At 67.5% G+C, this 22,898-nt stretch carries 20 protein-coding genes and 1 pseudogene; 8 read left to right on the top strand and 13 right to left on the bottom strand.

The window, feature by feature from the left end:
- The first annotated feature begins 115 nt into the window (after window positions 1–115).
- Together BLW05_RS25015 and ypfH are read left to right on the top strand one after the other, a co-directional pair.
- A complete protein-coding gene (locus BLW05_RS25015; protein WP_371126969.1) occupies window positions 116–937 on the top strand; it encodes a DODA-type extradiol aromatic ring-opening family dioxygenase in 822 nt (273 codons plus the stop codon).
- A complete protein-coding gene (ypfH, locus tag BLW05_RS25020; RefSeq protein ID WP_093166260.1) occupies window positions 934–1,569 on the top strand; it encodes an esterase in 636 nt (211 codons plus the stop codon). Before BLW05_RS25015 ends, ypfH begins: the two co-directional genes overlap by 4 nt.
- Before the next feature lie 82 nt (window positions 1,570–1,651).
- Here ypfH and BLW05_RS25025 read toward each other — a convergent pair whose 3' ends face one another.
- From BLW05_RS25025 to BLW05_RS25080, 12 genes are all read right to left on the bottom strand, one after another.
- Window positions 1,652–3,124 (bottom strand): TolC family protein, encoded by a 1,473-nt coding sequence (locus tag BLW05_RS25025; protein WP_371126970.1) that lies wholly within the window; start codon window positions 3,122–3,124, stop codon window positions 1,652–1,654.
- Between the two features lie 5 nt (window positions 3,125–3,129).
- Entirely contained in the window at window positions 3,130–4,071 is a 942-nt protein-coding gene (locus BLW05_RS25030; protein ID WP_093166261.1) for an efflux RND transporter periplasmic adaptor subunit, read from the bottom strand.
- 16 nt (window positions 4,072–4,087) lie between these two features.
- Window positions 4,088–4,285, bottom strand: coding sequence for a DUF1656 domain-containing protein (locus BLW05_RS25035; protein ID WP_093166262.1), 198 nt, complete (start codon window positions 4,283–4,285; stop codon window positions 4,088–4,090).
- Window positions 4,282–6,366 carry an FUSC family protein gene (locus BLW05_RS25040; protein WP_093166263.1) on the bottom strand — a complete coding sequence of 695 codons (2,085 nt, stop codon included), beginning with the start codon at window positions 6,364–6,366 and terminating at the stop codon, window positions 4,282–4,284. Before BLW05_RS25040 ends, BLW05_RS25035 begins: the two co-directional genes overlap by 4 nt.
- Window positions 6,363–6,878, bottom strand: coding sequence for a MarR family winged helix-turn-helix transcriptional regulator (locus tag BLW05_RS25045; protein WP_093166264.1), 516 nt, complete (start codon window positions 6,876–6,878; stop codon window positions 6,363–6,365). The genes BLW05_RS25040 and BLW05_RS25045 overlap by 4 nt, the downstream gene beginning before the upstream one ends.
- A gap of 129 nt (window positions 6,879–7,007) precedes the next feature.
- Window positions 7,008–9,083 (bottom strand): AsmA family protein, encoded by a 2,076-nt coding sequence (locus BLW05_RS25050; protein WP_093166265.1) that lies wholly within the window; start codon window positions 9,081–9,083, stop codon window positions 7,008–7,010.
- A gap of 128 nt (window positions 9,084–9,211) precedes the next feature.
- Window positions 9,212–9,568 carry a cupredoxin domain-containing protein gene (locus BLW05_RS25055; RefSeq protein WP_093166266.1) on the bottom strand — a complete coding sequence of 119 codons (357 nt, stop codon included), beginning with the start codon at window positions 9,566–9,568 and terminating at the stop codon, window positions 9,212–9,214.
- Window positions 9,569–9,581: 13 nt separating this feature from the next.
- Window positions 9,582–10,523 (bottom strand): metallophosphoesterase family protein, encoded by a 942-nt coding sequence (locus BLW05_RS25060; RefSeq protein WP_093166267.1) that lies wholly within the window; start codon window positions 10,521–10,523, stop codon window positions 9,582–9,584.
- Window positions 10,524–10,634: 111 nt separating this feature from the next.
- On the bottom strand, window positions 10,635–11,990 hold the full coding sequence (locus BLW05_RS25065) for a class II 3-deoxy-7-phosphoheptulonate synthase (RefSeq protein WP_093166268.1): 1,356 nt from the start codon (window positions 11,988–11,990) through the stop codon (window positions 10,635–10,637).
- Between the two features lie 89 nt (window positions 11,991–12,079).
- On the bottom strand, window positions 12,080–13,885 hold the full coding sequence (locus BLW05_RS25070; RefSeq protein WP_177142802.1) for an acyclic terpene utilization AtuA family protein: 1,806 nt from the start codon (window positions 13,883–13,885) through the stop codon (window positions 12,080–12,082).
- Window positions 13,882–14,856 carry a Bug family tripartite tricarboxylate transporter substrate binding protein gene (locus tag BLW05_RS25075; protein WP_093166269.1) on the bottom strand — a complete coding sequence of 325 codons (975 nt, stop codon included), beginning with the start codon at window positions 14,854–14,856 and terminating at the stop codon, window positions 13,882–13,884. The genes BLW05_RS25070 and BLW05_RS25075 overlap by 4 nt, the downstream gene beginning before the upstream one ends.
- Complete coding sequence (locus BLW05_RS25080; protein WP_093166270.1) at window positions 14,853–16,043, bottom strand: CaiB/BaiF CoA transferase family protein; 1,191 nt, start codon at window positions 16,041–16,043, stop codon at window positions 14,853–14,855. The genes BLW05_RS25075 and BLW05_RS25080 overlap by 4 nt, the downstream gene beginning before the upstream one ends.
- 108 nt (window positions 16,044–16,151) lie before the next feature.
- Between BLW05_RS25080 and BLW05_RS25085 the strand changes: the two genes are divergently transcribed.
- The 4 genes from BLW05_RS25085 to BLW05_RS25100 all read left to right on the top strand — a co-directional run bounded on the left by BLW05_RS25085 (window position 16,152) and on the right by BLW05_RS25100 (window position 19,161).
- Window positions 16,152–17,099, top strand: a complete 948-nt coding sequence (locus tag BLW05_RS25085; protein WP_093166271.1) for a LysR family transcriptional regulator — start codon at window positions 16,152–16,154, stop codon at window positions 17,097–17,099.
- Between the two features lie 38 nt (window positions 17,100–17,137).
- Window positions 17,138–17,719 carry a hemerythrin domain-containing protein gene (locus tag BLW05_RS25090; RefSeq protein ID WP_093166272.1) on the top strand — a complete coding sequence of 194 codons (582 nt, stop codon included), beginning with the start codon at window positions 17,138–17,140 and terminating at the stop codon, window positions 17,717–17,719.
- Between the two features lie 95 nt (window positions 17,720–17,814).
- The gene (locus BLW05_RS25095; RefSeq protein ID WP_093166273.1) at window positions 17,815–18,789 is read left to right on the top strand and encodes an NAD(P)H-dependent flavin oxidoreductase; all 975 of its coding nucleotides are present in this window, start codon (window positions 17,815–17,817) and stop codon (window positions 18,787–18,789) included.
- A gap of 105 nt (window positions 18,790–18,894) precedes the next feature.
- Window positions 18,895–19,161 (top strand): hypothetical protein, encoded by a 267-nt coding sequence (locus tag BLW05_RS25100; protein ID WP_093166274.1) that lies wholly within the window; start codon window positions 18,895–18,897, stop codon window positions 19,159–19,161.
- Window positions 19,162–19,460: 299 nt separating this feature from the next.
- On the opposite strand, the gene BLW05_RS25105 is transcribed toward BLW05_RS25100, so the two are convergent.
- On the bottom strand, window positions 19,461–20,591 hold the full coding sequence (locus BLW05_RS25105; RefSeq protein ID WP_093166275.1) for a 3-deoxy-7-phosphoheptulonate synthase: 1,131 nt from the start codon (window positions 20,589–20,591) through the stop codon (window positions 19,461–19,463).
- A 138-nt stretch (window positions 20,592–20,729) separates the two neighbouring features.
- On the opposite strand from BLW05_RS25105, the gene BLW05_RS25110 reads away from it, so the two are divergent.
- Window positions 20,730–22,043: a c-type cytochrome gene (locus BLW05_RS25110; protein WP_093166276.1), complete on the top strand. Its 1,314-nt coding sequence runs from the start codon at window positions 20,730–20,732 to the stop codon at window positions 22,041–22,043.
- A 97-nt stretch (window positions 22,044–22,140) separates the two neighbouring features.
- Window positions 22,141–22,806, top strand: a pseudogene (gene folE, locus BLW05_RS25115) (GTP cyclohydrolase I); the annotation flags it as partial.
- Between the last annotated feature and the right edge of the window lie 92 nt (window positions 22,807–22,898).

Here is a 22,898-nt window from a genome sequence, read left to right on the forward strand (position 1 = left end):
AAATGAAGGTACTGGGACGATGGATCACGAATGGCTGTTCTGGGACCACCAGGACTCTCGGCCTCGGCGCCAAGTAGCACGCGCGGCAGACCCTCGCTCTCGCATGACCATGACCATGACCATGACCACCCTGCCCACCCTCTTCGTCTCGCATGGAGCGCCAACCTTCGCGCTGGAACCCGGACTCGCCGGAGCGCAACTGGGCGCCCTGGGCCAGGCGCTCGGCAAGCCGCGCGCGATCGTGCTGGTGTCGCCGCACTGGATGACGCGCGGCGTCGAAGTCGGGGCTGCCGCCCGGCCGGAGACGATCCACGATTTCGGCGGCTTTCCTCGCGCCCTGTACCAGCTTGCATACCCTGCGCCTGGCGCACCTGACACGGCACGCCGCATCGCCGAGGTGCTCGGCGCGTCGGGGATCGCGGCTTCGCTCAACGAGCGACAGGGGCTGGATCACGGCGCCTGGGTGCCGCTGCTGCACCTGTATCCCGCGGCAGACGTGCCGGTGGTCCAGGTGTCGCTGCCGGCCGGCCTCGACAGCCGCACGGCGTACGAACTGGGCGTTGCCCTCAAGCCGCTGTCAGCCGAGGGCATGCTGGTGATCGGCTCGGGCAGCCTCACGCACAATCTCTACGAGTTTCGCGCCGGCACGACCGACGAAGCGGCATACGCGCGCGAGTTCTCGCTGTGGGTGCGGCAAAGGGTCCTCGCGGGTGACCGCGATGGCCTGCTGAATGCGCTGGCGCGCGCACCGCACGCCCAGCGCGCACATCCGACGACCGAGCACTTCCTGCCGCTGCTGGTGGCGCTCGGCGCGGCCGGCGACAGCCTGCCCGCGACAGTGCTGGACGGCGGCATCCGTCACGGCGTGCTCGCGATGGAGTCGTATGTCTTCGGGCGCGCATTGACGCTCGAAACCAAGGAAAAGGAATTCGCATGACCGACACATCGATCGTCGTTGCACGGCCGGACAAACCGGCGCATCTGGTCCTGCTGTTCCATGGGGTCGGCTCTTCTGCCGCCAACCTGGTCCCGCTGGCCGAACTGGTTGCACAGGCCCGCCCCGATGCGATGGTGGTCAGCGTGGACGGGCCCCATCCGTCCAATCTGGGGCGTGGCCGCGAATGGTTTTCGGTCGCCGGTGTGACCGAGGAGAACCGGCCGCAGCGTGTCGCACTTGCCCTGCCCCTGTTCAGGGACACGATCGCCCACTGGCAGCGGGCCAGCGGACTGGGCGCAGGCCAGACGACGCTCATCGGTTTCTCGCAGGGCGCGATCATGGCGCTGGAAGCAACGCAAGCGGGCGATCAGCTGGTGGCCCGCGTCGTCGCGCTGGCAGGCCGATTCGCCGAGCCCGTGCGTCGCGTGCCGTCGGGCGTGCGCTTCCACTTCATCCATGGCGCGGCCGATCCTGTCATCCTGGCTCAGTTCAGCGTCGAGGCAGCGCAGAAGCTGAGGGACCTCGGCGCCGACGTCACCGTCGACGTGCTCCCTGACCTGGGCCATGGCATCGACATGCGCGTTGCGAATCTGTTGGCCGGGTATTTTGGGCGCGATCGTCGCACCCCCTGATGCTGATGCCGCTGCCGCCACCGCAGTTCATCGCCGCTCGCTGTTCGTCACGTCGCCGTGTCGCAACAGGACAAAGCCCGACCTACCATCCTCCACCAAGGGCCAGGAACAAGGCGACCTGATCGGTCACCAGGTCGGCATCCGATGCCGCGAGCGATGCCTCGCTGGACGCCAGCGAGCGCTCGGCGTCGAGGGCGTCGAGGTAGCCGACCTTGCCGCTCTGGTACATCCGCCGCGCCTGCTCGGCCACCGTCGAAGCTTCGTCGCGCGAAGCGCGCAGCGACGCGTGACGATCGAGTTCGTGTGCGTACGCGCTGAGTGCCGTTTCGGTTTCCCGCAGGGCGGTCAGCACCGTGCCGTCGAACTTGGCGGCCGCCATGCGCGTGCCGGCTTCAGCCTGCGCGATGCGCGCATCAGCGATGCCGTTGTTGGGCAGCGTCCAGGAGATGAGCGGCCCGAGACTCCACGCGAAGGTGTCGCGGCGACCGAAGTCGTCGGCCGGGCCGACCGACGACGCGGCGAGTCCCAGGGTGATCTTCGGATAGCGGTCGGCCACCGCCACGCCGATGCGCGCCGTGGAAGCCGCAAGCTCGCGCTCGGCCTGCCGGACGTCCGGCCGGCGACGCAGCATCTCGGCCCCATCGCCCACCGGCACCGCGCCGGCCACTTGCGGCGGTACGACGCACTCCGTCACCTCCCTGGAGAAGGCGTGCGGAGCGGTGCCCGTCAGCACGGCGAGGCGGTACACCGCCCCTTCGCGCTGCGCCCGCAGCGGCGGCATGGCGGCGAGCAATTGCTGCGCCTGGCTTCGTGCACGCGACACATCGATGGAACTCACGCGTCCCGCCTGCTGAAGCCGCTGCGATGCATCCACCGCCTCTTGCTGCAGTTCGGCGGACTTGCGCGCGCTTTGCAGGCGCAGCCCCAAGGAGCACACATCGGCGTAGGCGCGCGCCGTGCCGGCTGCGACGCTGACGCGCACCAGATCCAGTGCGGCCGACGCCGACTCGGTCGTCGCATGCGCTGCCTCGCTGGCACGACGGATCTGGCCGAACAGGTCGATCTGATACGACACCGCGCCGCCCAGGCTGTAGTGAAAAGCGTTTGGCGGCTCATAGCCCGGCTGCAAGAGCGACAGCCCCGAGACATGGCCATACGAAGGCCCGCCGTTCACACCGATGACCGGCTTGGCGGCACCGTCGACCTCCGTCTCCAGTGCTTCGACGCGCTCCAGATTGGCCGCGGCCTGGCGCAAGTCGGTATTGCTTGCCAGGGCTTGCTCCACCAGCCGGTCCAGCAATGGGTCGTTGTACAGCCGCCACCAATGCGCCGGCAGCGGGTCCTGCGAAAAGGGATGCGCCGAGGGAGCGTCGGATGACCGCCGCGACGACATGGCGCCCTCGAACGGCGCCGCGGCTTCGGGCTTCGCAGCGATGGCATCGTCGGGCTGCTTGTAGTCGGGGCCGACCGTCGTGCAGGCCGCGAGCAGCACCGTTGCAGCAGAGATGGCGCACAGGCCCAGGGGCCGCGAGACGCGGCGAAGGCGAACTGGCACGACGCTTACCCCTTCCTCTCGAGCTGCAGGAGCCCTGCGGATGCGGCGTCCCCTCCCCGCCCTTGCTCGATGACCTGCACCGTCACGGTCTGTCCCGCGACGAGGTGCATCCCTCTGGGCAGCGGATCCAGCTTGATTCGCACGGGAACCCGCTGCGCCAGGCGCACCCAGTTGAACGTCGGATTCACGCTCGGCAGCAGGTTGGCGCTGGTCGAGCGGTCCCGGTCCGCGATGCCGGCAGCAAAGCTCTCCACGGTGCCGGCGAGCGCAGCGCCCTCGCCCATCGTGGTCACGCGTACGCGGTCGCCGGTGTGGATGCGCGGCAGCTTGGTCTCTTCGAAGTAGCCTTCCACATAGAAGGATGCCGCGTCGACCAGCGCCAGTGCCGGACGCCCCGACGTGGCATAGCTGCCTTGCCGCATGTCCAGATTGGTCACGAGGCCGTCGGTGGGCGCACGCACCGAAGCCCGCGCCAGATTGAGCCGCGCGGAATCCAGGGAGACCTCGGCCTGCGCCACTGCGGCACGCGCCTGCTCGACGCGCGTGCGCGCCTGCTCGCGCACCTCCTGCGAGATCAGTGTTCCGAGGCCCGCGTTGCGGCCGTCTTCGCGCTGGGCTTGCGCGAGCGTGGTGCGCTGTGCAGCCAGCGCCACCTCGGCCTGGCGCACGGCGAGCCGATAGCGCGCCGGATCCACTTCGAACAGAAGCGCACCGGCCTTGACCGGTTCGTTGTCCTGGATGGACACCGCGGTCACCAGCCCGGACACATCGGGGGCGATCTGCACGACGTTGGCGCGCACGCGGCCGTCGCGCGTCCACGGTGCCAGCTCGTAGTGGTCCCAGAGGCGCAACCCGGCCCACACCGAGGCCGCCACGACGGCGCAGGTGACGATGATGGGAATCAGGCGCTGCAGCCAGCGCCGATCGATGAGAGAACGGACATTCATAGCGGGATCGATACAGTCAGGAAGTGGCGCGGCTGAGTGCAAAGAGCACCAGCAGGTACAGCGCCATGTCGAAAAGCGCCGGGTGCCAGACCCAGCGGTAGAGGCCGGCGAAGGCGAGAAGACGGCGCACGGCCCAGGTGGCAGGCAGCGCGCATGCCGCCAGCACCATCACCCACGGCAGGTAGAGACCAAACAGACTGGCTTCGCCGATCATGGCGCGCCTCCTTCAGGAACGACGGACGCGGGCCGGACAGGCAACGCGTCGGGGTAGAGATTGCGGCGAAGCCCGACCAGCGCGCAGATCGCCGAACGGCCATCGGGCGAGGCGTGGCCCTCTGCGCCCAGTGCAGCCTGCAATGCGTCGTCGATGCGCTTGAGCAACGACGGCGGATTGGCCGTGACCTGCGAGGCCATGCGCTCACGGAACAGGCGCTCCAGGTCGCGCATCAGGCCATGGCCCAGATGCAGGGGCAGATGTCCGCGAACGCGCTGCATCGAGACGACGTCCGCCCCCAGGCGGAGGTCGCGCAGCGCATCGGCCGAAACGCCATCGACCGCGCCGCCTGCTGCTGCCACGCGGGGCGCGAGAAGACTGAGGCGATCGAGCATGCGCACCGCGTAGGCATCGGCCTTCACCTGTCTGCGCGGCGCCGCCGCCAGGTCCGCCAGTTCGCGCCAGGTCGCCCGCTGAATGCGCCGGGCACTCCAGTCCACGCCCACCGAACGAATGAGCCGTGTCGTGCGCCCGGCGACGAGAATGCCGAGGACCTGCGCGATCATCGAATTGGTGAAACTCACCAGATCGGCATTCGCCGTGTCGTGCAAGGCCAGGGCGCTGGCCACGCCGAACAGGATCGGCATCGCAGCCATCATCGTCGTCGGCCGTGCCACGAAGCATCCGAGGAGCAGGAACACCGGGGCGCACACCACGACCAGCATGCCGAAGTCGTGCACGGCGGGAAGCAGCAGGAGCACGTAGAGCGCCGACAGCGGCACCGACCACAGCGTGTACTTCAGGAACCCATGAATCGCCGGCACCGGGTCATCCATGGTCGCGAAGAAGCTGCAGAAGACCGCCGCCATCATCACTGCAGCGGATCCGCTGGGCCAGCCGGTCAGTATCCAGAAGGCGGCGCAGATGCAGATCGCCACGACGGCTGCGAGACTGGACAACAACGCCATGCCGACATCGCGATGCAGCGCGCCATCGCCGACGGTCCGCAGGCGGCGCGAGGGCGGTGGTGCAACGCCTCTCAGTCCGTCATCAACTTCCCGCCGCAAGGCGACGCAGGCGCGCCAGCCCTCGACCAGTTCGTCCAATCGCTCCGCGAGCGAGAGCCGCAGCGCGCGCGACCAGGTCGATCGCTGCGTTTCGGTCTCCGCGCCAAAGGCCTGGATGGCCTGGCGCAGAGTCGATGCGTCGTTGTCGCCATCCCGATCGATTGCCTGGAGCCATTGCGCAACCTTCGCCATCACGGCGGTCACGTCCGGCGCCAGTTCGCCTTCGGCTTGTCGCAGCGCTTGCAGGCGATCCTCGACGGCCGAGAGCGCGGGCGTCAGTGATGCGACGCGGTCCTGCACCGCGCGAACGGCGCCGGCTGTCCAGCGCAGATGCGTGGTGTCGAAGGGAATGTGGGTGGACAGCAGCCTGAGCTGCGTGATGTCGGCCGCCACCCGCCCGCGGTCGGCCGCCAGCGCGCCGCCCCTCGATTCGCGCCGCGGAGACTGCACGAGATCGAGCAGCCACTGGCGGGCATCGCGAAGGCTGCGGTCCAGCAGGCCGAGCACGGTGGGACCCAGCCCGGTCGGCAGCACGATGCTGTGGACCACGGTGGCGGCCAGGATTCCCAGGCCGATTTCCTCGACGCGGGCGATCGCGGTGTCGAACATGGTCTGCGGTGCATCCACCGCCGGAAAGCCGATCAGCGCCGCCGTGTAGCCAGCCAGCATGAAGACGTAGGACCGCGGCGTCCGGTCCTGCAGCGAGAAGTAGAGGCACACGCCCAGCCAGAGGGCCAGTGCGAGCGTCAGCAACTCGGGCGTGTTCGAAAGCGCGGGCACCAGCAGCAGCGCGGCGGCGGAGCCCAGCAGGGTTCCGAGCAGGCGAAACAAGGCCTTCGAGCGCACGGCTCCCGCCAGCGGATTGGCGACGACGTAGGTTGTCATCAGCGCCCAGAAGGGTCGCGGCTGGCCCATGCGACTGGCGATGTACATCGCCAGCATCGCTGCGACGAAACACTTGACGGAGAAGACCAGTTCGCCGCGGTTGAAGCGAAACAGACCGATGGCGTTCACGAGTCCCTCGCCTCACCGCCCTGCCTGGGCCTGGCTTGCGGCAGTTCGGGCGACGGACAGCCCAGCCGTTCTCGCAGGACATCGAAGACGCGCAGGCAAGCGAACAGATCCTCGTCCGGGATGCCCTGATACAACGACTTGCGCATCTCGACGAGTGCCGATTCGATGTGCTCGCACGCCTGCGCACCCGATGGCGTGAGGTGAAGCGTCTTGGCGCGACGATCGTCCGGATCTTCGCGGCGCTCCACGAAACCGCCCTGCACCAACTGGTCGATCGAACGAACGAGCGAAGGACCTTCGATCCCCAGCTGCTCGGCCAGGACGCCCGGGCGAAGGCCGTCGCCAAGCCGTCCGATGGTCACCAGGGGCCACGCCAGCGCCTGCGACAGGCCCACGTGCGCGACCGCCCGGTTGGCCGCTGCGCGATAGGCTCGCTCCAGCGGTCCGAGCGACGTACCCAAGGTGACAAGGGCCGCCTCGCGGCGACGGGATGCGCCTCGTGAAGTAGACATCGCTGGATTCCTTGGTCAATTACATAGCAAGCTAACTAATATTGTAGCTCGGATGCGTTCTGGACGCTTGCATCGGCGATCCGGCAGAGACGCCAAACCGGGACGCGCGTCCGCTGCCGCACCGCCAGGTCAACGTGAAGCGTTCGGCGCCGGCTTCGGGCCCTGGCGCTTGCGCGAGGTGTTGGCCTGCCTGGCTTCGCCCCGGGTTTGCTGCTGCACCTTTGCGCAATCGGTCTCCTGGCCCGGGCCGGTCTCGATCAGCGGAATGAGAGGCGCCAGCGGCCCGACCATGGACAGTGCCGCCACCGCAGCGCCGCGGGCGACGAGCGGTCCTCTCTTGAGTTGGTAGTCGGCGCGGGAGAAGCTGCCGTACACGCGCACCGGCGTTCGCAGCGAGAGCAGGCCGACGTGCTTCGGCTTGGGTGCCACGGTGAGGTCGAAACGCTCGTCGCCAAAGTCGAACCAGCCGTCGCCCAGCACCTGCGTCTGCTCTGTGTCGATCACGAACAGGCTCGACTGGCCGCGCCCGTTCCTCACGTCGAACACCGCGGCGCCGCAGTTGATGCCGATGTCCTTGTCGCCGCCGACCAGCAGCGTGATCACCTTGCCCATGTTCAGGCCGCTGGCCGCGTCGAGCAGATTGGAGACGCGGCCGTTGACCACCGTCGTGGCGACACGTCCATTGGACTTGGCGGCCGCATCGGCAATGGAGTTGCCCTCCCCCGAAAGGCGCAGCGTGGCGCCGACCCGGCCGGCGCCCTTGGCGATCGCGCCGTCCTTCGGCACGAACTGATCCAGCCGGATGCCCTGCAGATCGATCTCGACATCCGACTTGATGATGGGCTGGCGCGCGTCCAGCGTGGCCCGGCCCGCGAGAGTGCCGCCGGCGAATCCGAAATCGACCGGCGCGAGCTTCATCACCGCGTCGTTCAGGTGCAGCGAGGCTTTCAGGCTCTCCAGCGGCAGGCCCTTGGGCACCTCCAGGCGGGTGGCGTGCAGGTTCACCTCGGCATCGATCTTCTGCAGGCGGCTGACCTCGAAGGAGCCGGAGGGCAGCAGGTGGTCGGGGTCGACCGTCTTCTGCGTGGACCTGGCGGTGGGGCGGTCGCGCGTCTGCGCCTGCGTGAGCTTGGGTTTGCCGCCGGTCTCCCGGGTCTCGATGCCGATCAGCGGGCCCAGGTCGGCCAGGTCGAGCTTGTTGCTGTGCAGGTCGGCCTGCAGCAGCGGACGCGGCTGCAGGTCGATATAGGCCCCCTTGCCGTAGACATCGGTGGAGCCGATGCGCCCGCGCAGGTCGTCCATGGTGTAGCGGTTGCCCTCGAGGATCAGGTGCCCCTCGAGGCGGTAGGGCGGCGATGCCGGCAGCGGCAGGAGCAGGAAGGGGTAGAGGTTGGCCAGCGTCCGGCCCTCGATGCGCAGCTGCGTGTCGATCCCGCTGATGCTGGCGGCATCGGCGATGGTGCCCTCCACCCACAGCCTGGTGGTGCCCGCGCGCAGCTCGCCCTGGACCGGGAAGGGCACGCCCGATTCCTGAAAGCTCAACACCTCGCCGGTCAGCGCCGTGCCCTCGAACCGGGCGCCGTGGTAGTTGCCGGTGAACTCGTACTGGGTCGAGTACCGGTCGTTGGCCGGCGCGGCGTCGGCGTTCTTCACCTTCTCCTGCCTGGCGGGATCGAAGGTGCCGGCTTCCACGTTCAGGTCGAAGGGCTCGCCGTGGTCGATGTAGCGCAGCCGCCCGTGGTCCACCGACAGCGTGCTGATGCGCAGCCTGCTCGGCGCGGTGTCCGAGGGGTCCGAGAGGATCCAGTTCTTGCGGTTGTCAGGCAGGCGCTCGAAGAGCAGTTCGGGGCGCGTGAGCGCCACCCGCGGCACCAGGATCTTCTCCGGCAGGTCGCGCAGCGACACGGAGAACTCCAACTGCTCGATCTTCGCCATCGGCTGGTCTTCCCTGGACCAGTCGGCGTTGCCGAACCGCACGCCGCGCATGCGGATCGTGGGCGTGAGACCCAGCCGCACATGCAGGTCGTCCATCCGGAATTCGCGATGGGTCTTCCTGGAGATGTAGCGCTCGACCGGTGGACGCACCCAGTTCCAGTCGAACAGCAGCACCGCCAGCACGAGCAGCACCATCAGGCCCGCGAAAGCGGAGCGAATCGGATGGCGTCGCAGCAGCGTGGCAGCGGGCAGCGGGATGGGCCTGTCCATGGCAGAGTCGCGGTTCGGTGGAAACGGCGCAGTGCTCAGGATGCCGGTCCGGGGCGCGCCTGTCCATCCGGCGCGAAACCGGCGGCACGACTGCCACTGCCGCAGAGCGCCGCGCCGCCTCGCAGGGGCTACCGCTTGTGCACATGCACGACGCCGGTCATGAACGGATGCACGGTGCAGAAGTAGGCGTAGTCGCCCTCCTTCGAAAACGCGACCTCGTACTGATCGTCCGTATCGAGCGCCTTCGAGCCGATGACCTTTTCCTGCCCCTGCGAACTGGCCACGGTGTGCGGCACCTCGTCGTGATTGATCCAGCGCACTCTGGATCCAGGCGCGATCGTGATTTCCTTGGGTCCGAAGGCGAACTTGCTGACGTCCACGGTCGTCACGGCATCGACGGCTGCGCTGGCCGACAGGCCTGCCGCGACGCAGGCGACCAGCGCGAGCCCCGCGCCCCAGAGTTTCAGGTGGCCTCGATGGAACATGGCGCCGATCCCTTCAGCCTTCGAGAGGCCGGTCGACCATGGCCAGCTCGCTCTTGCCGCGGACCACGCTGATCTGCCGCGTGCCAAGCAGCTTGCCGAGTTCGCCGGCGGGAACCTTGACAGGGCCGGGCTCGCCGATTCCCTCCTGGCCCGGCGTGGGCAGGGGATAGGCCAGCGACATCGCCGTGTGCAGCGCGACGGTGCCCTCGACTTTCTGCAGCACCTGGTGGATGTGCCCATTGAGGACCGTGACCGATCCGTAGGGGCGCAGCATCGCGATCAGCTGGGCGGAATCGGCAGTGCCCCAGCCCCAGGGCTCCCAGACCGTCCAGAGCGGGATGTGCGCCAGCACCACGACCGGCGTCGAGCGCGAGACACCGGCGAGATCTCTCTTGACCCAGGCCAGTTGCTCGTCGCCCAGCCCGGCCAGCATGCCGGCCTTGAAATTGAGCGTATTGGTCAGCCCGATGAAGTGGACGCCGCTCTGGTCGAAGCTGTACCAGGCGCGGCCCTTGCCGTCATGGTCGAAGAATTTCAGGTAGCCATTGACCCCATCGTCGATCGTGTCGTGCTCGCCCGGCACTGTGTGGACGCGGTCGACGCGGATCTCCGTGAGGATCTCCTTGGCGCTGCCGAATTCCTCGGGTTTGGACAGATGACTGACATCGCCCGTATGGACGACGAATGCCGGCGCCTGGGGCAAGGCATTGATCTCCGCGATCGCGTGGCGCAGGCTGCCGACGACATCGGGGTTGGCTTCCTTGCGAAAGCCGATGTGGGTGTCGCTGATCTGGACGAAAGTCAACGCATCGCGCGAAGCGGCTGCCGGCGTGCCGGCACCGGTTGCGCCGAGGGCGCGCGGTATGCCGCCGCTCACGGTCCAGACGATGGCCGCGCCGCTCCATGCGGACAGGCACCTGAGCGCTTCGCGACGGCCGGGAATTTGCGTGTTCATCTGCTTGCTCCTTTCAACGGTTTGAGGGCCGTTGCAAGTTGCAGTACGCAAGCAGTCTGGGATTTATTCCCGCTTTCCCATGCGCGATTGCGCGTTTGCGCGATTGCGTGTCTATCGGCCGCGGCGCGCAGCCTTCAGGACATCGGCGATCAGGAATGCAAGTTCCAGGCTTTGCGAACCATTGAGCCTCGGGTCACAGGCACTTTGGTAGCGACTCGCGAGTTCCTCGTCCGTGAGCTCCTGCGCACCGCCACGGCATTCGGTGACATCCTGGCCCGTCATCTCGAAATGCAGACCGCCGGGATAGGTGCCCGCAGCCTGATGCGCGTCGAAGAAGCCTCGGACCTCCTGCAGGATGCGGTCGAAGTCTCGCGTCTTGTAGCCCGAGGACGAGGTGACCGTGTTCCCATGCATGGGATCGCAGCACCACACCGGATTGCGCCCGGCGCCCCGGACGGCACGCAGCAGCGGCGGCAAGGTGTCGCGGACCTTGTCCGCGCCCATGCGGGAGATCAGCACCATCCGGCCGGGCTGGTTGTCCGGATCGAGCCGGTCCAGCAGGGCCAGAACATCCGATGCCTTCGCCGCCGGGCCGAGCTTGACGCCGATGGCATTCCCGACGCCGCGCAGATACTCCACATGCGCACCCTCGAGGGCACGCGTGCGCTCTCCGAGCCACAGCATGTGAGCCGAAGCGCCGAACCATCGGCCGTCCTGCTCGTCGAGACGGGTCAGGGCTTCCTCGTAGTGCAGGTGCAGCGCTTCATGCGAGGTGTAGAACTCGACCGCGTGCAACTGCGGCGCCCTGGCAGCATCGAAGCCGCAAGCCTCCATGAACGCGAGCGACTCGGCAATGCGATCGGCGAGCTCTTCAAATCGTTCTCCCTGGGGACTCTTCCGCACGAAATCGGTCGTCCAGCGGTGGACCTGATGCAGATCGGCGAATCCGCCCTGGGCCAGGGCGCGCAGCAGGTTGAGGGTCGACGCGGAGTGCGAATAGGCCGTCAGCAACCGGGCTGGATCGGGTTGTCGCGCCCGCGCACTGAACTCGCTGCCGTTGACGATGTCGCCCCTGTACGAAGGCAAGCTGATGCCATCGATCGTTTCCGTGTCCGACGATCGCGGCTTGGCAAACTGCCCGGCGATGCGCCCGACCTTGATCACCGGCACCGAGGCGGCATAGGTCAGCACCACCGCCATCTGCAGGATGACCCGGAAGGTCGACTCCACCGGCGCCTGGCCAAACTCCTCGAAGCTCTCCGCGCAATCCCCGCCCTGCAGCAGAAAGGCTTCGCCGCGGGAGGCCGAGGCCAGGCGCGACGTCAACTGCGAAATCTCGCCCGGGAAGATGAGCGGCGGCATTTTCGCCAGCCGCGTCTCGACACCGGCGAGGACTTCAGCGTCGTCATATACCGGCAACTGCTGCGCTGCGCGCGATCTCCATGATGTCGGTTCCCACGGATTCATGCGGTCGCTCCCCAAGGTGGGTCGAAATGCCCCACCACAGTAAGAGTCCGACCGCAGGTCGTCAATCGATGCCCGCGGCACGATCGGCCTCAAGCGGTGTCAAGCAGCCCCCTAGGTACATGGACAGGCATCGACAAGAGGATCTGCGCCATCCCCTTGCCCAGTGCGTCGTTGCGCAGCGAAGCCATGCCGCCGCCGTCGAGGGCGGACTCGCAGACGAAGTTCATCGCGTCGAAGCCGGGAAGATCGTAGCGAACGACGTCGCCTTGCACCAGATGACCCAGCCACTGCTTCACCCGCCCGGGCGTCACCTCGGCGCGCAGCACGGGCAGGTATTCCGCACGGCGCGCGATCAGGCCGACGTTGGAGATGTCGCCCTTGTCGCCGCTGCGGCCGTAGGCAAGGCGCACCAGCGGCACCTCGATGGTCTCGGTGGCTGCTCCGGTCGGGCGGGCATCCGCCGGCAAGGCTTGCGGTGGGCGGCCTGGCGCAGGATCGGGCGCGGCACCGGCGGGAATCTCGACATCGAAGCGATCGCCGTCGATGCGCACCACCGGCTGCACCCGGGCCTTGTCGACCAGGAAGGCGCACTGTCGTATCGACGGCCCCGGCTTCGGCCGGCCGCCCACGCCGGTGGTCCCCGGTGACCAGCTGGTACCGGGCGCTGCCATCTCGCGGGCGAAGAGTTCGAGCGCCGGTTTCTCGCGGTGCATCACCGCCACCCAGAGCACGACCTCTCTCGCCGCGCCTGCCGCCGCATGCGGTCCGTAGGCGCTCTCGGCCCCCAGCACCTCGATGTGCGTGCGCGTGTAGTCGCCCCAGCCGTTCTCGGCGAAGAGCCGGCGCGTGCGCTCGATCAGCGCCTCGCCGGTGCGCCGCGCCTTGGCTGCCGCGTCGATGCCGATGATCGTCAGCTGCGCGTTGCAGCGCCAGCCGTCGACAAAGGTGGCGCACACCTTGTAGCCGTTGCCGGGCGCGCGGCCGCGCGCCCCGCTCACGCGCACCTGGTCGGGCGCGGATTGTTCGAGTCGCACCTGCGTGAAATCGCATGTGACGTCGGGCAGCAGATAGGCGCCCGGGTCGCCGATCTCGTACAGGATCTGCTCGCCCACCGTGGCCGTGCTCACCAGGCCGCCCGTGCCCGGCGGCTTGCTCACCACGAAGCTGCCGTCGGCACTGCACTCGACGATGGGATAGCCGATGTTGGCCCAGTCGGGCACCTGGTCCCAGTCGGTGTGCAGCCCGCCGGTGGCCTGACAGCCGCACTCGATCACATGGCCGGCCAGGCTGGCCTGCGCCAGGCGATCGTATTCGTCCGCCCGCCAGCCGAACTCATGCATCAGCACGCCCAGCGTGACCGCGCTGTCCACGCAGCGGCCGGTCACGACGATCTGCGCGCCCCGGTCGAGCGCGGCCTTGATCGGCAGCGCACCCAGGTAGGCGTTGGCGCTCAGCACCTTGTCCGGCAGCGGGTGACCCTTCTGCATGTCGCGCACGCCCTCGGCGCGCAGCGAGGGCAGCAGCGGCATCACGTCGTCGCCCTCGACCACTGCGATCCTGATCGACAGCCCCTGTTCGGCGGCCAGCGCCGCAATCGCCTCCGCACAGCCCTGCGGGTTCATCCCGCCGGCGTTGCTCACCACCCGGATGCCGCGATCGGCGATGTCGCGCAGCAGGCTCTTCATCGTCACCGTGACGAAGTCCGTGGCATAGCCCAGCTCGGGCTGGCGAAGCCGGGCTGCCGCCAGGATGGACATGGTGAGTTCGGCGAGGTAGTCGAACACGAGGTAGTCCACGTTGCCCTGGCGCACCAGTTGCGGCGCGCCCACGCTGCTGTCGCCCCAGAAACCGGAGGCGCCGCCAATGCGTATGGTCTTGTCCAAGATCTTGCTCATTCGGGCTCGATGCCCGCGGCCTTGATGACGCGGCCCCACTTGCCGGACTCGGCGGCCTGGAACTGCGCGAGCTGCTCGGGCGTGCTCAGGGCTTCCTCGCCGCTGGTCTTGGCGAGAAAGTCCCTGGCCGCCGGCGTCGCCGACGCCTTGGCGAGCCAGGCATTGAATTTCTGCACGATGGGCTGCGGGGTGCCGGCCGGCAGGTAGACGGCGGTCCAGTAGGACATGTCGTAGCCCTTCACGCCGGCTTCGTCCACGGTCGGCAGCCTGGGGGCGGCCGCAATGCGCTTGGGGCCGCTCACGGCCAGCGCGCGCAGCTTGCCGCCTTCGACCTGGGGGAGTGCCGTTGGCGCGTCGGCGAACATGAAGTCCACCTGTCCACCGATGAGATCCGTGATGGCCATGGGGTTGCTCTTGTACGGCACGTTGATCATGTCCACGCCGGCCATCTGCTTGAGGAGCTCGCTGGCGACGCGGCTGGAAGACGACCCGCTGCCGAAATTCAGCTTGCCGGGCGACTTCCTGGCGGCGGCGATGAGGTCGCTCACCGACTTGTAGGGTGAATCCGGCCGCACCAGCAGCAGCATGTAGCCCTTGGACAGCAGGCTCACCGGCGCGAAGTCCTTCACCGGGTCGTAAGGCAGCTTCTTGAACAGGTGCTCGTTCGCGGACTGCGTGGTGTTGGTTGTGATCAGGACGGTGTATCCGTCCGCCGGCGCCTTGGCCACGAACTGGGCCGCAAGGAAGCCGCTGGCGCCGCCGCGGTTGTCCACCACGATGGGCACCTTGGCCTCGTCGCCCATCGCCTGCGCGAACACGCGGGCCATCTGGTCGGTGCCACTGCCGGCTGCGAACGGCACGACCAGCGTGATCGGCTTGCTCGGAAAGGTGTCCGCCTGCGCGGCGGGAAGGCCCAGGGCGCAGGCGGCTGCGGCAAGCAGCAGCCCGAGTCGGCGGCGAGGATGGATCATGGTGTCTCCTTGTGGTTCGATGAGGTCGGCGAAGTGACGGGGGCCATGCCGGGCATGCCGTAGTGGGCGTTGTGCTCGCCGAGGCGCGGTGCCGGCGCGGCGATGCGGGGGCGCTCGCCGTCGAACGAGAGCGGAGAGGCCGTCAGCCGGAAGTCTTCGCCGGGCACCTGCGCCAGGAGGCCCAGGGCCTGCACCTGTGGGTCCTCCAGTGCCTGCGGCACGCTGTTGATCGGCGCGCAGGGCACGCCCGCCGCCTCGAGGCGCACGACCCACTCGGCACGCGGCCGTGTCTCCAGCAGCGGCGCCAGCTCGGCCAGCATTTCCGCCTTGTGCGCAAGACGCGCCCTGTTGGTGGCGAATCGCGCATCGGTCAGCCACTCGCGCCGGCCCAGCACCTCGGCCAGCTTGGCGAACAGGCGGTCGTTGCCGCAGCAGATGAGCAGGGGCCCGTCGGCCGTTTCGAAGGCCTCGTAGGGCACGAAGCCGGGATGGCCGGAGCGGTGGCGCTCGGGCAGGCGGCCTTCGTTCAGGTAGGCGTCGCTCTTCTGGCCGTTCCAGACCAGGGCTGTTTCGAGCAGCGAGGTCTGCAACATGCCGCCGCATCCGGTTTGCGCGCGCCTGTGCAGCATGGCCAGCACGCCGATCACGAGCCACATGCCGCTGCCCTGGTCGCACACCGAGGCGCCGGAACGAAGCGGAGGATCGTCCGGCCCGCCATTGGTGCTCGACAGGCCGCTGAAGGCCTGGATCAACGGCTCGTAGCCCGGTCGCATCGCCATGGGGCCCAGGTGCCCGAAGGCGGAGATCTCGCCGTAGATCAGCCGGGGATGGCGGGCGCACAGCGTCGGACCATCGATGCCCAAGGCCCGGGGGACGTCCGGCCGCAGGTTGTGAATGCAGACGTCGGCCTGCGCCAGCAGTTCCTGCAGGCCGGCGCGGCCCGCCTCCGACCGCAGGTCCAGCGCGACGGAGCGCTTGCCGCGGTTGAAGATGTGGAAGACCAGCGCGTCGTCGCGACGAAAAGCCACGCCCATGCGGCGCGCATCGTCACCGCCTTCCACGCGCTCGACCTTGACGACTTCGGCGCCCAGGTCCGCCAGGATGGCGCCCGCGAACGGGCCGGCCAGCACCTGTCCGAGTTCGACCACCCGTACGCCCGCCAGGGGCGCGGCTGCCGCTGTGCTCATGTCCTTGTCTCCTTGATGCCGTGCAGTCTAGGCAGCAGGCGGTGATTTGGGAATCCACGCAAGCCGTTTTCTGTGATAGCTTTTGTGGATCACTGAAGCCCTCCCCGGATGCGCCTGAACCTGAACCTTCGCCAACTGGAAGTCATCGTGGGGGTGGCCGAGGCCGGGAGCTTCCGGGCCGCGGCGCGGCAGCTCGGCATCTCCCAGCCCGCACTGAGCCGCACGCTTCGCATGGCGGAGCAGGCCCTCGGTGCACGCCTCTTCGATCGCGACACGCGTCGCGTCGCCATCACGCCTGCCGGGCAGGAGCTGCTGCACATCGCGCGCCGCGTGCTGCGCGACTTCGACAGCGCGTTGAGCGAACTCGGCCATTTCATGCAGGGCTTCAGCGGGCAGGTCAGCGTGGCGGCGTTGCCGTCCATGAACGTGGCGCTGCTGCCTTCGGCCATCGCCGCTTTCCGGCATCAGCACCCGCAGGTGGAGTTCAAGCTGCAGGAGCTGGCGGCCGACGCGCTGCTGGCGGCCGTGGAGGAAGGCAGGGCCGATTTCGGCTTGTGCGCCAAGCCCGCGCCGGACAAGCGGTTGCGATACCAGCCATTGCAGGACGACCCGATGATGCTCGTCTGCCGCGAAGACGACCCCTTGGCGACCCGCGCCAGCGTGCCCTGGTCCGTCCTCGCCGAAAGGCCTTGCGTGAGCGTCCAACCCGGCAGCAGCATCCGCCAGATCGTCGACGGCGTGGTTCTTCGAAAGCGGCTCGCGCTGCGCACGGCCATCGAAGCGCCGAGCGTGGCGGCATGCTGCGCGCTGGTGAAGGAGGGCCTGGGCATCGTCGCGCTGCCCCGGCTCTCTCTTGGCCTGGCCGACATGCGAGGGCTTGCGGCTGTTTCGCTCGTCCAGCCGACCGCCTACCGGTCGGTGGGCGTTGTGACGCGCATCGGCCGGACGCTGGCGCCTGCGAGCCTTGCGTTCGTCAAGATCTTGGTCGAACGCGAACCCAGCCGAGAAGCAGTTGCCTTGATCCAGATCCAAGAACGCGACGACGGATCCGCCTAGAGTCGCCCCAGGGTCCTGGAAGATCCCGGAGGTTCCACATGACAAGCCAGATCGCGCAATGGCATGCCGAACACGGCAATTTCTCCCTGCTCCTCAGCATTCTTGAAGAACAGGTCGCCAGGTTTCGCGACGGGGAGAGCCCGGACTACAACCTGATGCTCGAAATCGTCTCCTACCTGCGAGAGTTTGGAGACTGCTTTCACCATCCGCGCGAAGACGCTGCGTTCAACATCCTCGTGGCACGCGATCCGCAGATGCGGCTGCCGATCAACCGTCTGCTTCAGGAGCATCGCGTCATTGCGGTGGCCGGTGAAGAACTCGTCGCGCGCCTGAACCAGGTCATCAGCGATGCCTACGTCTTGCGCGCGACGGTGGAAGCCGCGGCGGCGCTTTACCTGGCCTATTACCGGCACCACATTGCCACGGAAGAAAGACTGGTCCTTCCACGCTCGAGGCTTCTGCTGAATGCGCAGGACTGGGACGCCGTGGCGCGGGCCGCCCCGTCGTGCCCGGATCCGCTGTTCGGAAATTCGCCGACAGGGACCTACTTGAGACTGGCCAAGTTGATAGGAGAGCGGACAACGGCCCAGGTGCAACAGGAATCCACCGCCGCCCCCTGACCGGGAGGTGCGCAGCGGAGAGCTTCAGGGGTGTCCTGGAGCCGGAAGAAGAACACAATGAGCGCCGCCGGATCCACTCGATCGGAGGCCATCCCATGTCGATCCAGACCGCGCTCACCCAGCGACTCGGCATCCGCCATCCTGTTCTGCTGGCCCCCATGGATGTCGTCGCCGACGCCAGGCTCGCCTCGGCCGTGAGTGCCGCCGGCGGCCTCGGGATCCTGGGCGGCGGCTACGGCGATGCGGAATGGCTGAACCGCGAGATCGCGCGGCTCAAGGAAACACGGGTGCGGTTCGGTATCGGCTTCATCACATGGAGCCTCGCGAAGCAACCCCACCTGCTCGATCTTGCGTTGGCGAGCGAGCCCGCGGCGGTCATGCTGTCCTTCGGCGATGCGGCGCCTTTCGCCGAACCGGTCAAGCGCTCGGGGGCCGCGCTGATCTGCCAGGTGCAGACGCTCGACATGGCGCGCGAAGCGGTTTCCGTGGGTGCGGACGTCCTCGTGGCGCAGGGCACCGAGGCCGGCGGGCACGGCGCCTCGCGCTCGACCCTGACGCTGGTCCCGGAACTCGTCGATGTCATCGGGTCGGACGTGCCCGTAGTCGCCGCCGGCGGCATCGCGGACGGCCGCGGACTCGCCGCGGCGCTGATGCTCGGCGCGTCGGGGGTCCTGATGGGCACGCGCTTCTACGCCACGAAGGAGGCGGCCATTGCCGCCGAAGCCAAGGCACGCGTCCAGCGCGCGACCGGCGACGAGACCGCGCGGGGCCTGGTCTTCGACATCGTGCGCAAGCGGGTATGGCCCGCGCCCTTCACCGGGCGCTGCCTGCGCAATTCGCTGCTCGAGCGCTGGACAGGGCGCGAACTCGAGCTCGTGCACCACGCCGACGAAGAGCACGCAAGGTTCCTCGCGGCCCGCGAGGCCGGGGACTTCGACATCGCCGCCGTGATCGCCGGCGAGGCCGCCGGACTGGTGCGCGACATTCCGTCTGCCCGCGAAGTGGTCGAGCGCGTCAGCCGGGATGCCGAGGCCTTGCTCAAGGCTGCGCCACAGCGCCTTCAGGAATGAGCCCCGAAAACATGCCCTGACCGGCGGTCTGGCACGATTGTTATCTTTGGTATTACATTCTTGGCACACCCAGCTTCCTTCCACCCACAACTTCTCGGGGGTGCCATGAGAATTCAATCGAGCTCGCGCTCCCCGCACGAGGCGCAGCTGCCATTCGGCAAGAATCCGGTGGAGGTCAGGGACCGATACGACTGGACGCTCAGCTCTCTGGAACAGGAATACCCGGTCATCGATCCCGATTCGAGCGAGTACGACGAGGCGTTGATGTTCGAGGTCTATCGCCGGCTGAAGCTGCTCGTGAGCAGCGGCCTGCCGCCCGCCCGCGCCTTGGAGCTCGCGGCCTCCGAGGTGCTCCGCCCGTATTCGCACTGATCCTGGCCGGCGCGTCGGCGGTTTCCTGCCGCCACGCCAGAGGAGATACAGGGTAAACCCTAGTTGATACGGGTTTACCCTATATAATGGACGCCTCACCAAAGGAGAGTCCAAATGATCAACGCCATCCTCTGTCTCGTCGCCGTTCTCGGAGTCGCCGCTTTCGGGCTCGCCAAGCTCGGCATCAAGGAAGTCGCGGAGCGCGGTTGAGCCCCTTGCCGCAACCTGCGGCAGCGCTCTGACATCCCTCATACGGTCCCCCTTGAATCGACAGGGCGGACCAACGACACACGCAGCCGCTACGCACGAGCCTTCGTCGCGTGTCGTCGATTCCGAACTGCACTCGCCAGTTCGTCCAGGACCGGCGCGGTCTGCCTGAAGCTGATGCAGGCGTCCGTGATCGATACGCCTCGCTTGAGCGCCACGCCGGGAGTCAAGTCCTGCCGGCCCTCCTCGAGGTTGCTTTCGATCATGACGCCGGTGATGCGTCCGTCACCCGCAGAAATCTGTTGCGCCACGTCGTGAGCCACCTCGATCTGGCGATGGTGTTGCTTGCTGCTGTTGGCATGCGACACGTCGATCATGACCTGCTCCCTGAGACCGTTCGCGCGCAGCGCCTCGCAGTTCGCGGCCACGTCCGCGGCTGAATAGTTCGGCGTCTTGCCGCCGCGCAGGATCACGTGGCAGTCGTCGTTGCCGCGGGTCTCGAAGATCGCGGCCATGCCCATCTTGGTCATGCCCATGAAGGCGTGCGGCGCCCTGGCGGCGAGGATGGCATCGGCCGCCACCTTGATGCTGCCGTCGGTGCCGTTCTTGAAGCCCACCGGACAGCTCAGCCCGGAGGCAAGCTGGCGATGGCTCTGGCTCTCGGTGGTCCGGGCGCCGATGGCACCCCACGCGATGAGATCGGCGATGAACTGCGGACTCAGGAGATCCAGGAACTCGGTACCTGCCGGCAGTCCCAGCAGCGTCAATTCGAGAAGCAGGCGGCGGGCGCGCTCCAGGCCCTCGTTGATGGCAAAGCTGCCATCCAGGTGCGGATCATTGATGTAGCCCTTCCAGCCCACGGTCGTGCGCGGCTTCTCGAAGTAGGTCCGCATGACGACCAGCAGATCGTCCTCGAAGGTGTCCGCTTCCTTCTTCAGCAGGTGGGCGTATTCGATGGCCTGGTCATGGTCGTGGATCGAACAGGGACCGACCACGACGATCAGCCGGTCGTCGCGGCCATGCAGGACGTCGGCGATCGCCGAGCGGCCCGCCTCCACCAGCGCGAGGGTGTCGTCCCGAACCGGAACCCGCTCCTGCAGGAGCGCAGGCGTCATCAGCGGGCGGACCGCGCCGATGCGTACGTCATCGATGCGGGTCGTGTCGATGGTGCTGTCGCGGGAGCCGATCTCGGCGTCGTGGAGGGGGTCGTCGAGCTTCGTCATGTTTCTTCCGGTGGAGTGGCCTTCATTTTCCCATCAGCGCATCTTCCGACAGCGCACTGTCACGTCCCGACCGGTCGCCGCATCTAAAGGGCAGGACTGCCATGCCGCAGCTCCCCATCTCCCTTGAAAGGCCGCTGTATGGAAGAAGACGCCCCCGACCCCGCATCCATTGCGTCGCCCGGACTCCCGGCGCAGAAGGCAGGGCTGCGGCTTGCGACACGAGACGCGCTGGTCGTGTCCGCCTTCAGTGCGGCGATATCGCTCGGCGCATGCGGCGGCGGCTCGGGCAACTCGGCCGCGGAGCAAGCTGCCATCCAAGTGGCCTCGGCACAGCAGGCTGCCGCGCATGACGCACTGGTCGCCGAAGGCAAGCAGGTCTTCCGCTACGAGACCTTCGGCGACGAAGCGCAATGGAGCGACGCGCTGAAGATGCACGAGGTGATCGGCAGCGCAGTCGACCCGACGACCGCGCTGTCCGTGGGCCTGAAGGTCGATGCCGACGCATTGCCGGCGGCGGTGGTCCGCGGCATCCAGGATGGAAGCATCGATCTCAAGAGCCCCGACACCACCGTCGCCCTGCTCAAGCTCGATGCCGTCGTGGGTCTCAAGGGCAAGGTCCAGAGCATCGATGGCAAGGACGTGCTGACGCGGGTCGGCATCACCTGTGCGCTTTGCCACTCGACCGTCGACAACTCCTTCGCGCCAGGCATCGGCAGGCGCCTGGACGGCTGGGCCAATCGCGACCTGAACCCTGGCGCCATCATCGCGCTGTCGCCCTCGCTCGACGCCACGATGAAGGCGGTCTTCAACTCGTGGGGCAAAGGCAAGTTCGATCCGCGCCACAACATCGACGGCATCAGCAACCCGGTCGTGATTCCGCCGGCGTTCGGGCTGCAGGACGTCCACAGCGTCACCTTCACCGGCGACGGCAACGAGCCCGCCTACTGGAACCGTTACGTGGCCGTCGCCGAGATGGGCGGCCAGGGCTCGTTCACGGAGCCACGCCTGAACCTGCACATCACCAACGGCACCCAGGACCTGGTCACGAACAAGCTGCCCGCCCTGCAGGCCTACGAGCTGTCATTGAAAGCCCCCGCGCCGCCACCTGGCAGCTTCGATTCCGTCGCTGCCATGCGGGGCAAGGCGGTCTTCGAGGGCGCCGGCAGGTGCGCGAGCTGCCACAGCGGTGCACTGTTCACCGACGCGAACACGATGCTGCATCCGCCTTCGGATTCGATAGCCGAGCCGGAGTCCCCCAGCTACGCCGCGCGCTCCGCGACCAGGTTGTATCGCACCACACCCCTGAAGGGCGTGTGGCAGCACTCGCCCTACTTTCACAACGGTTCGGCCGCAACGCTCGAGGACGTCGCCTCGACCTACAACACGAAACGCTCACTGGGCCTGACGCCGCAGGACATCGCGGACCTCGCGCAATACCTCAAGTCGCTTTGACGGCGACTCGGGTCTTTTCATCACTGCAAGGAAACCCATGTTCCGAACGACAGAGGCCCTGGACCCGATCCTTGCGACCGGTCCAACCCCGGCGCCGATGAGCGCATCCGATCGCATCCGCTACCGCCTGATCGGAGCCGGCGCCCGCTACCACGCCAACGACAACATCTCGGCCTTCATCCTGCCGGGTGAACTCGAAGAGTTGAAGACCGAAGTCGCGAACCGGATGGAGGAGGTGCTGCGCTCACTCGTCATCGACACCGAAAACGACCACAACACCCAAGAGACCGCGCGGCGTGTCGCCCGCATGTTCCTGACCGAAGTCTTTCGCGGGCGCTATGTCCCGATGCCGGCGATCACGGAATTCCCGAACGCGTCGCGTCTCAACGAGATGATGATCGTCGGCCCGCTCGAGGTGCGCAGCGCCTGCTCGCACCACATGTGCCCGATCATGGGGAAGCTGTGGATCGGCATCATGCCGAACGAGCATTCCAACCTGATTGGTCTTTCGAAGTACGCCCGCATCAGCGAGTGGATCATGGGCCGCCCCCAGATTCAGGAAGAGGCCGTGATGATGCTCGCAGACGAACTGGAAAGACAGGTGAAGCCGGATGGCCTGGCACTCGTCATGGCTGCGGATCACGCCTGCATGCACTGGCGCGGTGTCAAGGACAATGGCGCCAGCATGACCAGCAGCGTGATGCGCGGCGCCTTCCTGAAGGACGCCCTGCTACGTCGCGAATTCCTGGCGCTTCTGCCAAGATGGGATGGACACCCGCCGCCCTTCGGGGCGGGATGGGCAAGGATAGATGTACGTCCGGAACCGACCAGTGCCAAAGTGGCGTCTCCATCCAC

It is taken from the genome of Variovorax sp. YR216 (assembly GCF_900107745.1).
GTDB lineage: Bacteria > Pseudomonadota > Gammaproteobacteria > Burkholderiales > Burkholderiaceae_C > Variovorax.

Bases quoted from the DNA above. Each gene is read 5' to 3' on its own strand.
- BLW05_RS25015 (WP_371126969.1), top strand. From the start codon at position 116: ATGACCATGACCACCCTGCCCACCCTCTTCGTCTCGCATGGAGCGCCA.
- ypfH (WP_093166260.1), top strand. From the start codon at position 934: ATGACCGACACATCGATCGTCGTTGCACGGCCGGACAAACCGGCGCAT.
- BLW05_RS25030 (WP_093166261.1), bottom strand. From the start codon at position 4,071: ATGAATGTCCGTTCTCTCATCGATCGGCGCTGGCTGCAGCGCCTGATT.
- BLW05_RS25035 (WP_093166262.1), bottom strand. From the start codon at position 4,285: ATGATCGGCGAAGCCAGTCTGTTTGGTCTCTACCTGCCGTGGGTGATG.
- BLW05_RS25045 (WP_093166264.1), bottom strand. From the start codon at position 6,878: ATGTCTACTTCACGAGGCGCATCCCGTCGCCGCGAGGCGGCCCTTGTC.
- BLW05_RS25050 (WP_093166265.1), bottom strand. From the start codon at position 9,083: ATGGACAGGCCCATCCCGCTGCCCGCTGCCACGCTGCTGCGACGCCAT.
- BLW05_RS25055 (WP_093166266.1), bottom strand. From the start codon at position 9,568: ATGTTCCATCGAGGCCACCTGAAACTCTGGGGCGCGGGGCTCGCGCTG.
- BLW05_RS25060 (WP_093166267.1), bottom strand. From the start codon at position 10,523: ATGAACACGCAAATTCCCGGCCGTCGCGAAGCGCTCAGGTGCCTGTCC.
- BLW05_RS25065 (WP_093166268.1), bottom strand. From the start codon at position 11,990: ATGAATCCGTGGGAACCGACATCATGGAGATCGCGCGCAGCGCAGCAG.
- BLW05_RS25070 (WP_177142802.1), bottom strand. From the start codon at position 13,885: ATGAGCAAGATCTTGGACAAGACCATACGCATTGGCGGCGCCTCCGGT.
- BLW05_RS25075 (WP_093166269.1), bottom strand. From the start codon at position 14,856: ATGATCCATCCTCGCCGCCGACTCGGGCTGCTGCTTGCCGCAGCCGCC.
- BLW05_RS25080 (WP_093166270.1), bottom strand. From the start codon at position 16,043: ATGAGCACAGCGGCAGCCGCGCCCCTGGCGGGCGTACGGGTGGTCGAA.
- BLW05_RS25085 (WP_093166271.1), top strand. From the start codon at position 16,152: ATGCGCCTGAACCTGAACCTTCGCCAACTGGAAGTCATCGTGGGGGTG.
- BLW05_RS25090 (WP_093166272.1), top strand. From the start codon at position 17,138: ATGACAAGCCAGATCGCGCAATGGCATGCCGAACACGGCAATTTCTCC.
- BLW05_RS25095 (WP_093166273.1), top strand. From the start codon at position 17,815: ATGTCGATCCAGACCGCGCTCACCCAGCGACTCGGCATCCGCCATCCT.
- BLW05_RS25100 (WP_093166274.1), top strand. From the start codon at position 18,895: ATGAGAATTCAATCGAGCTCGCGCTCCCCGCACGAGGCGCAGCTGCCA.
- BLW05_RS25105 (WP_093166275.1), bottom strand. From the start codon at position 20,591: ATGACGAAGCTCGACGACCCCCTCCACGACGCCGAGATCGGCTCCCGC.
- BLW05_RS25110 (WP_093166276.1), top strand. From the start codon at position 20,730: ATGGAAGAAGACGCCCCCGACCCCGCATCCATTGCGTCGCCCGGACTC.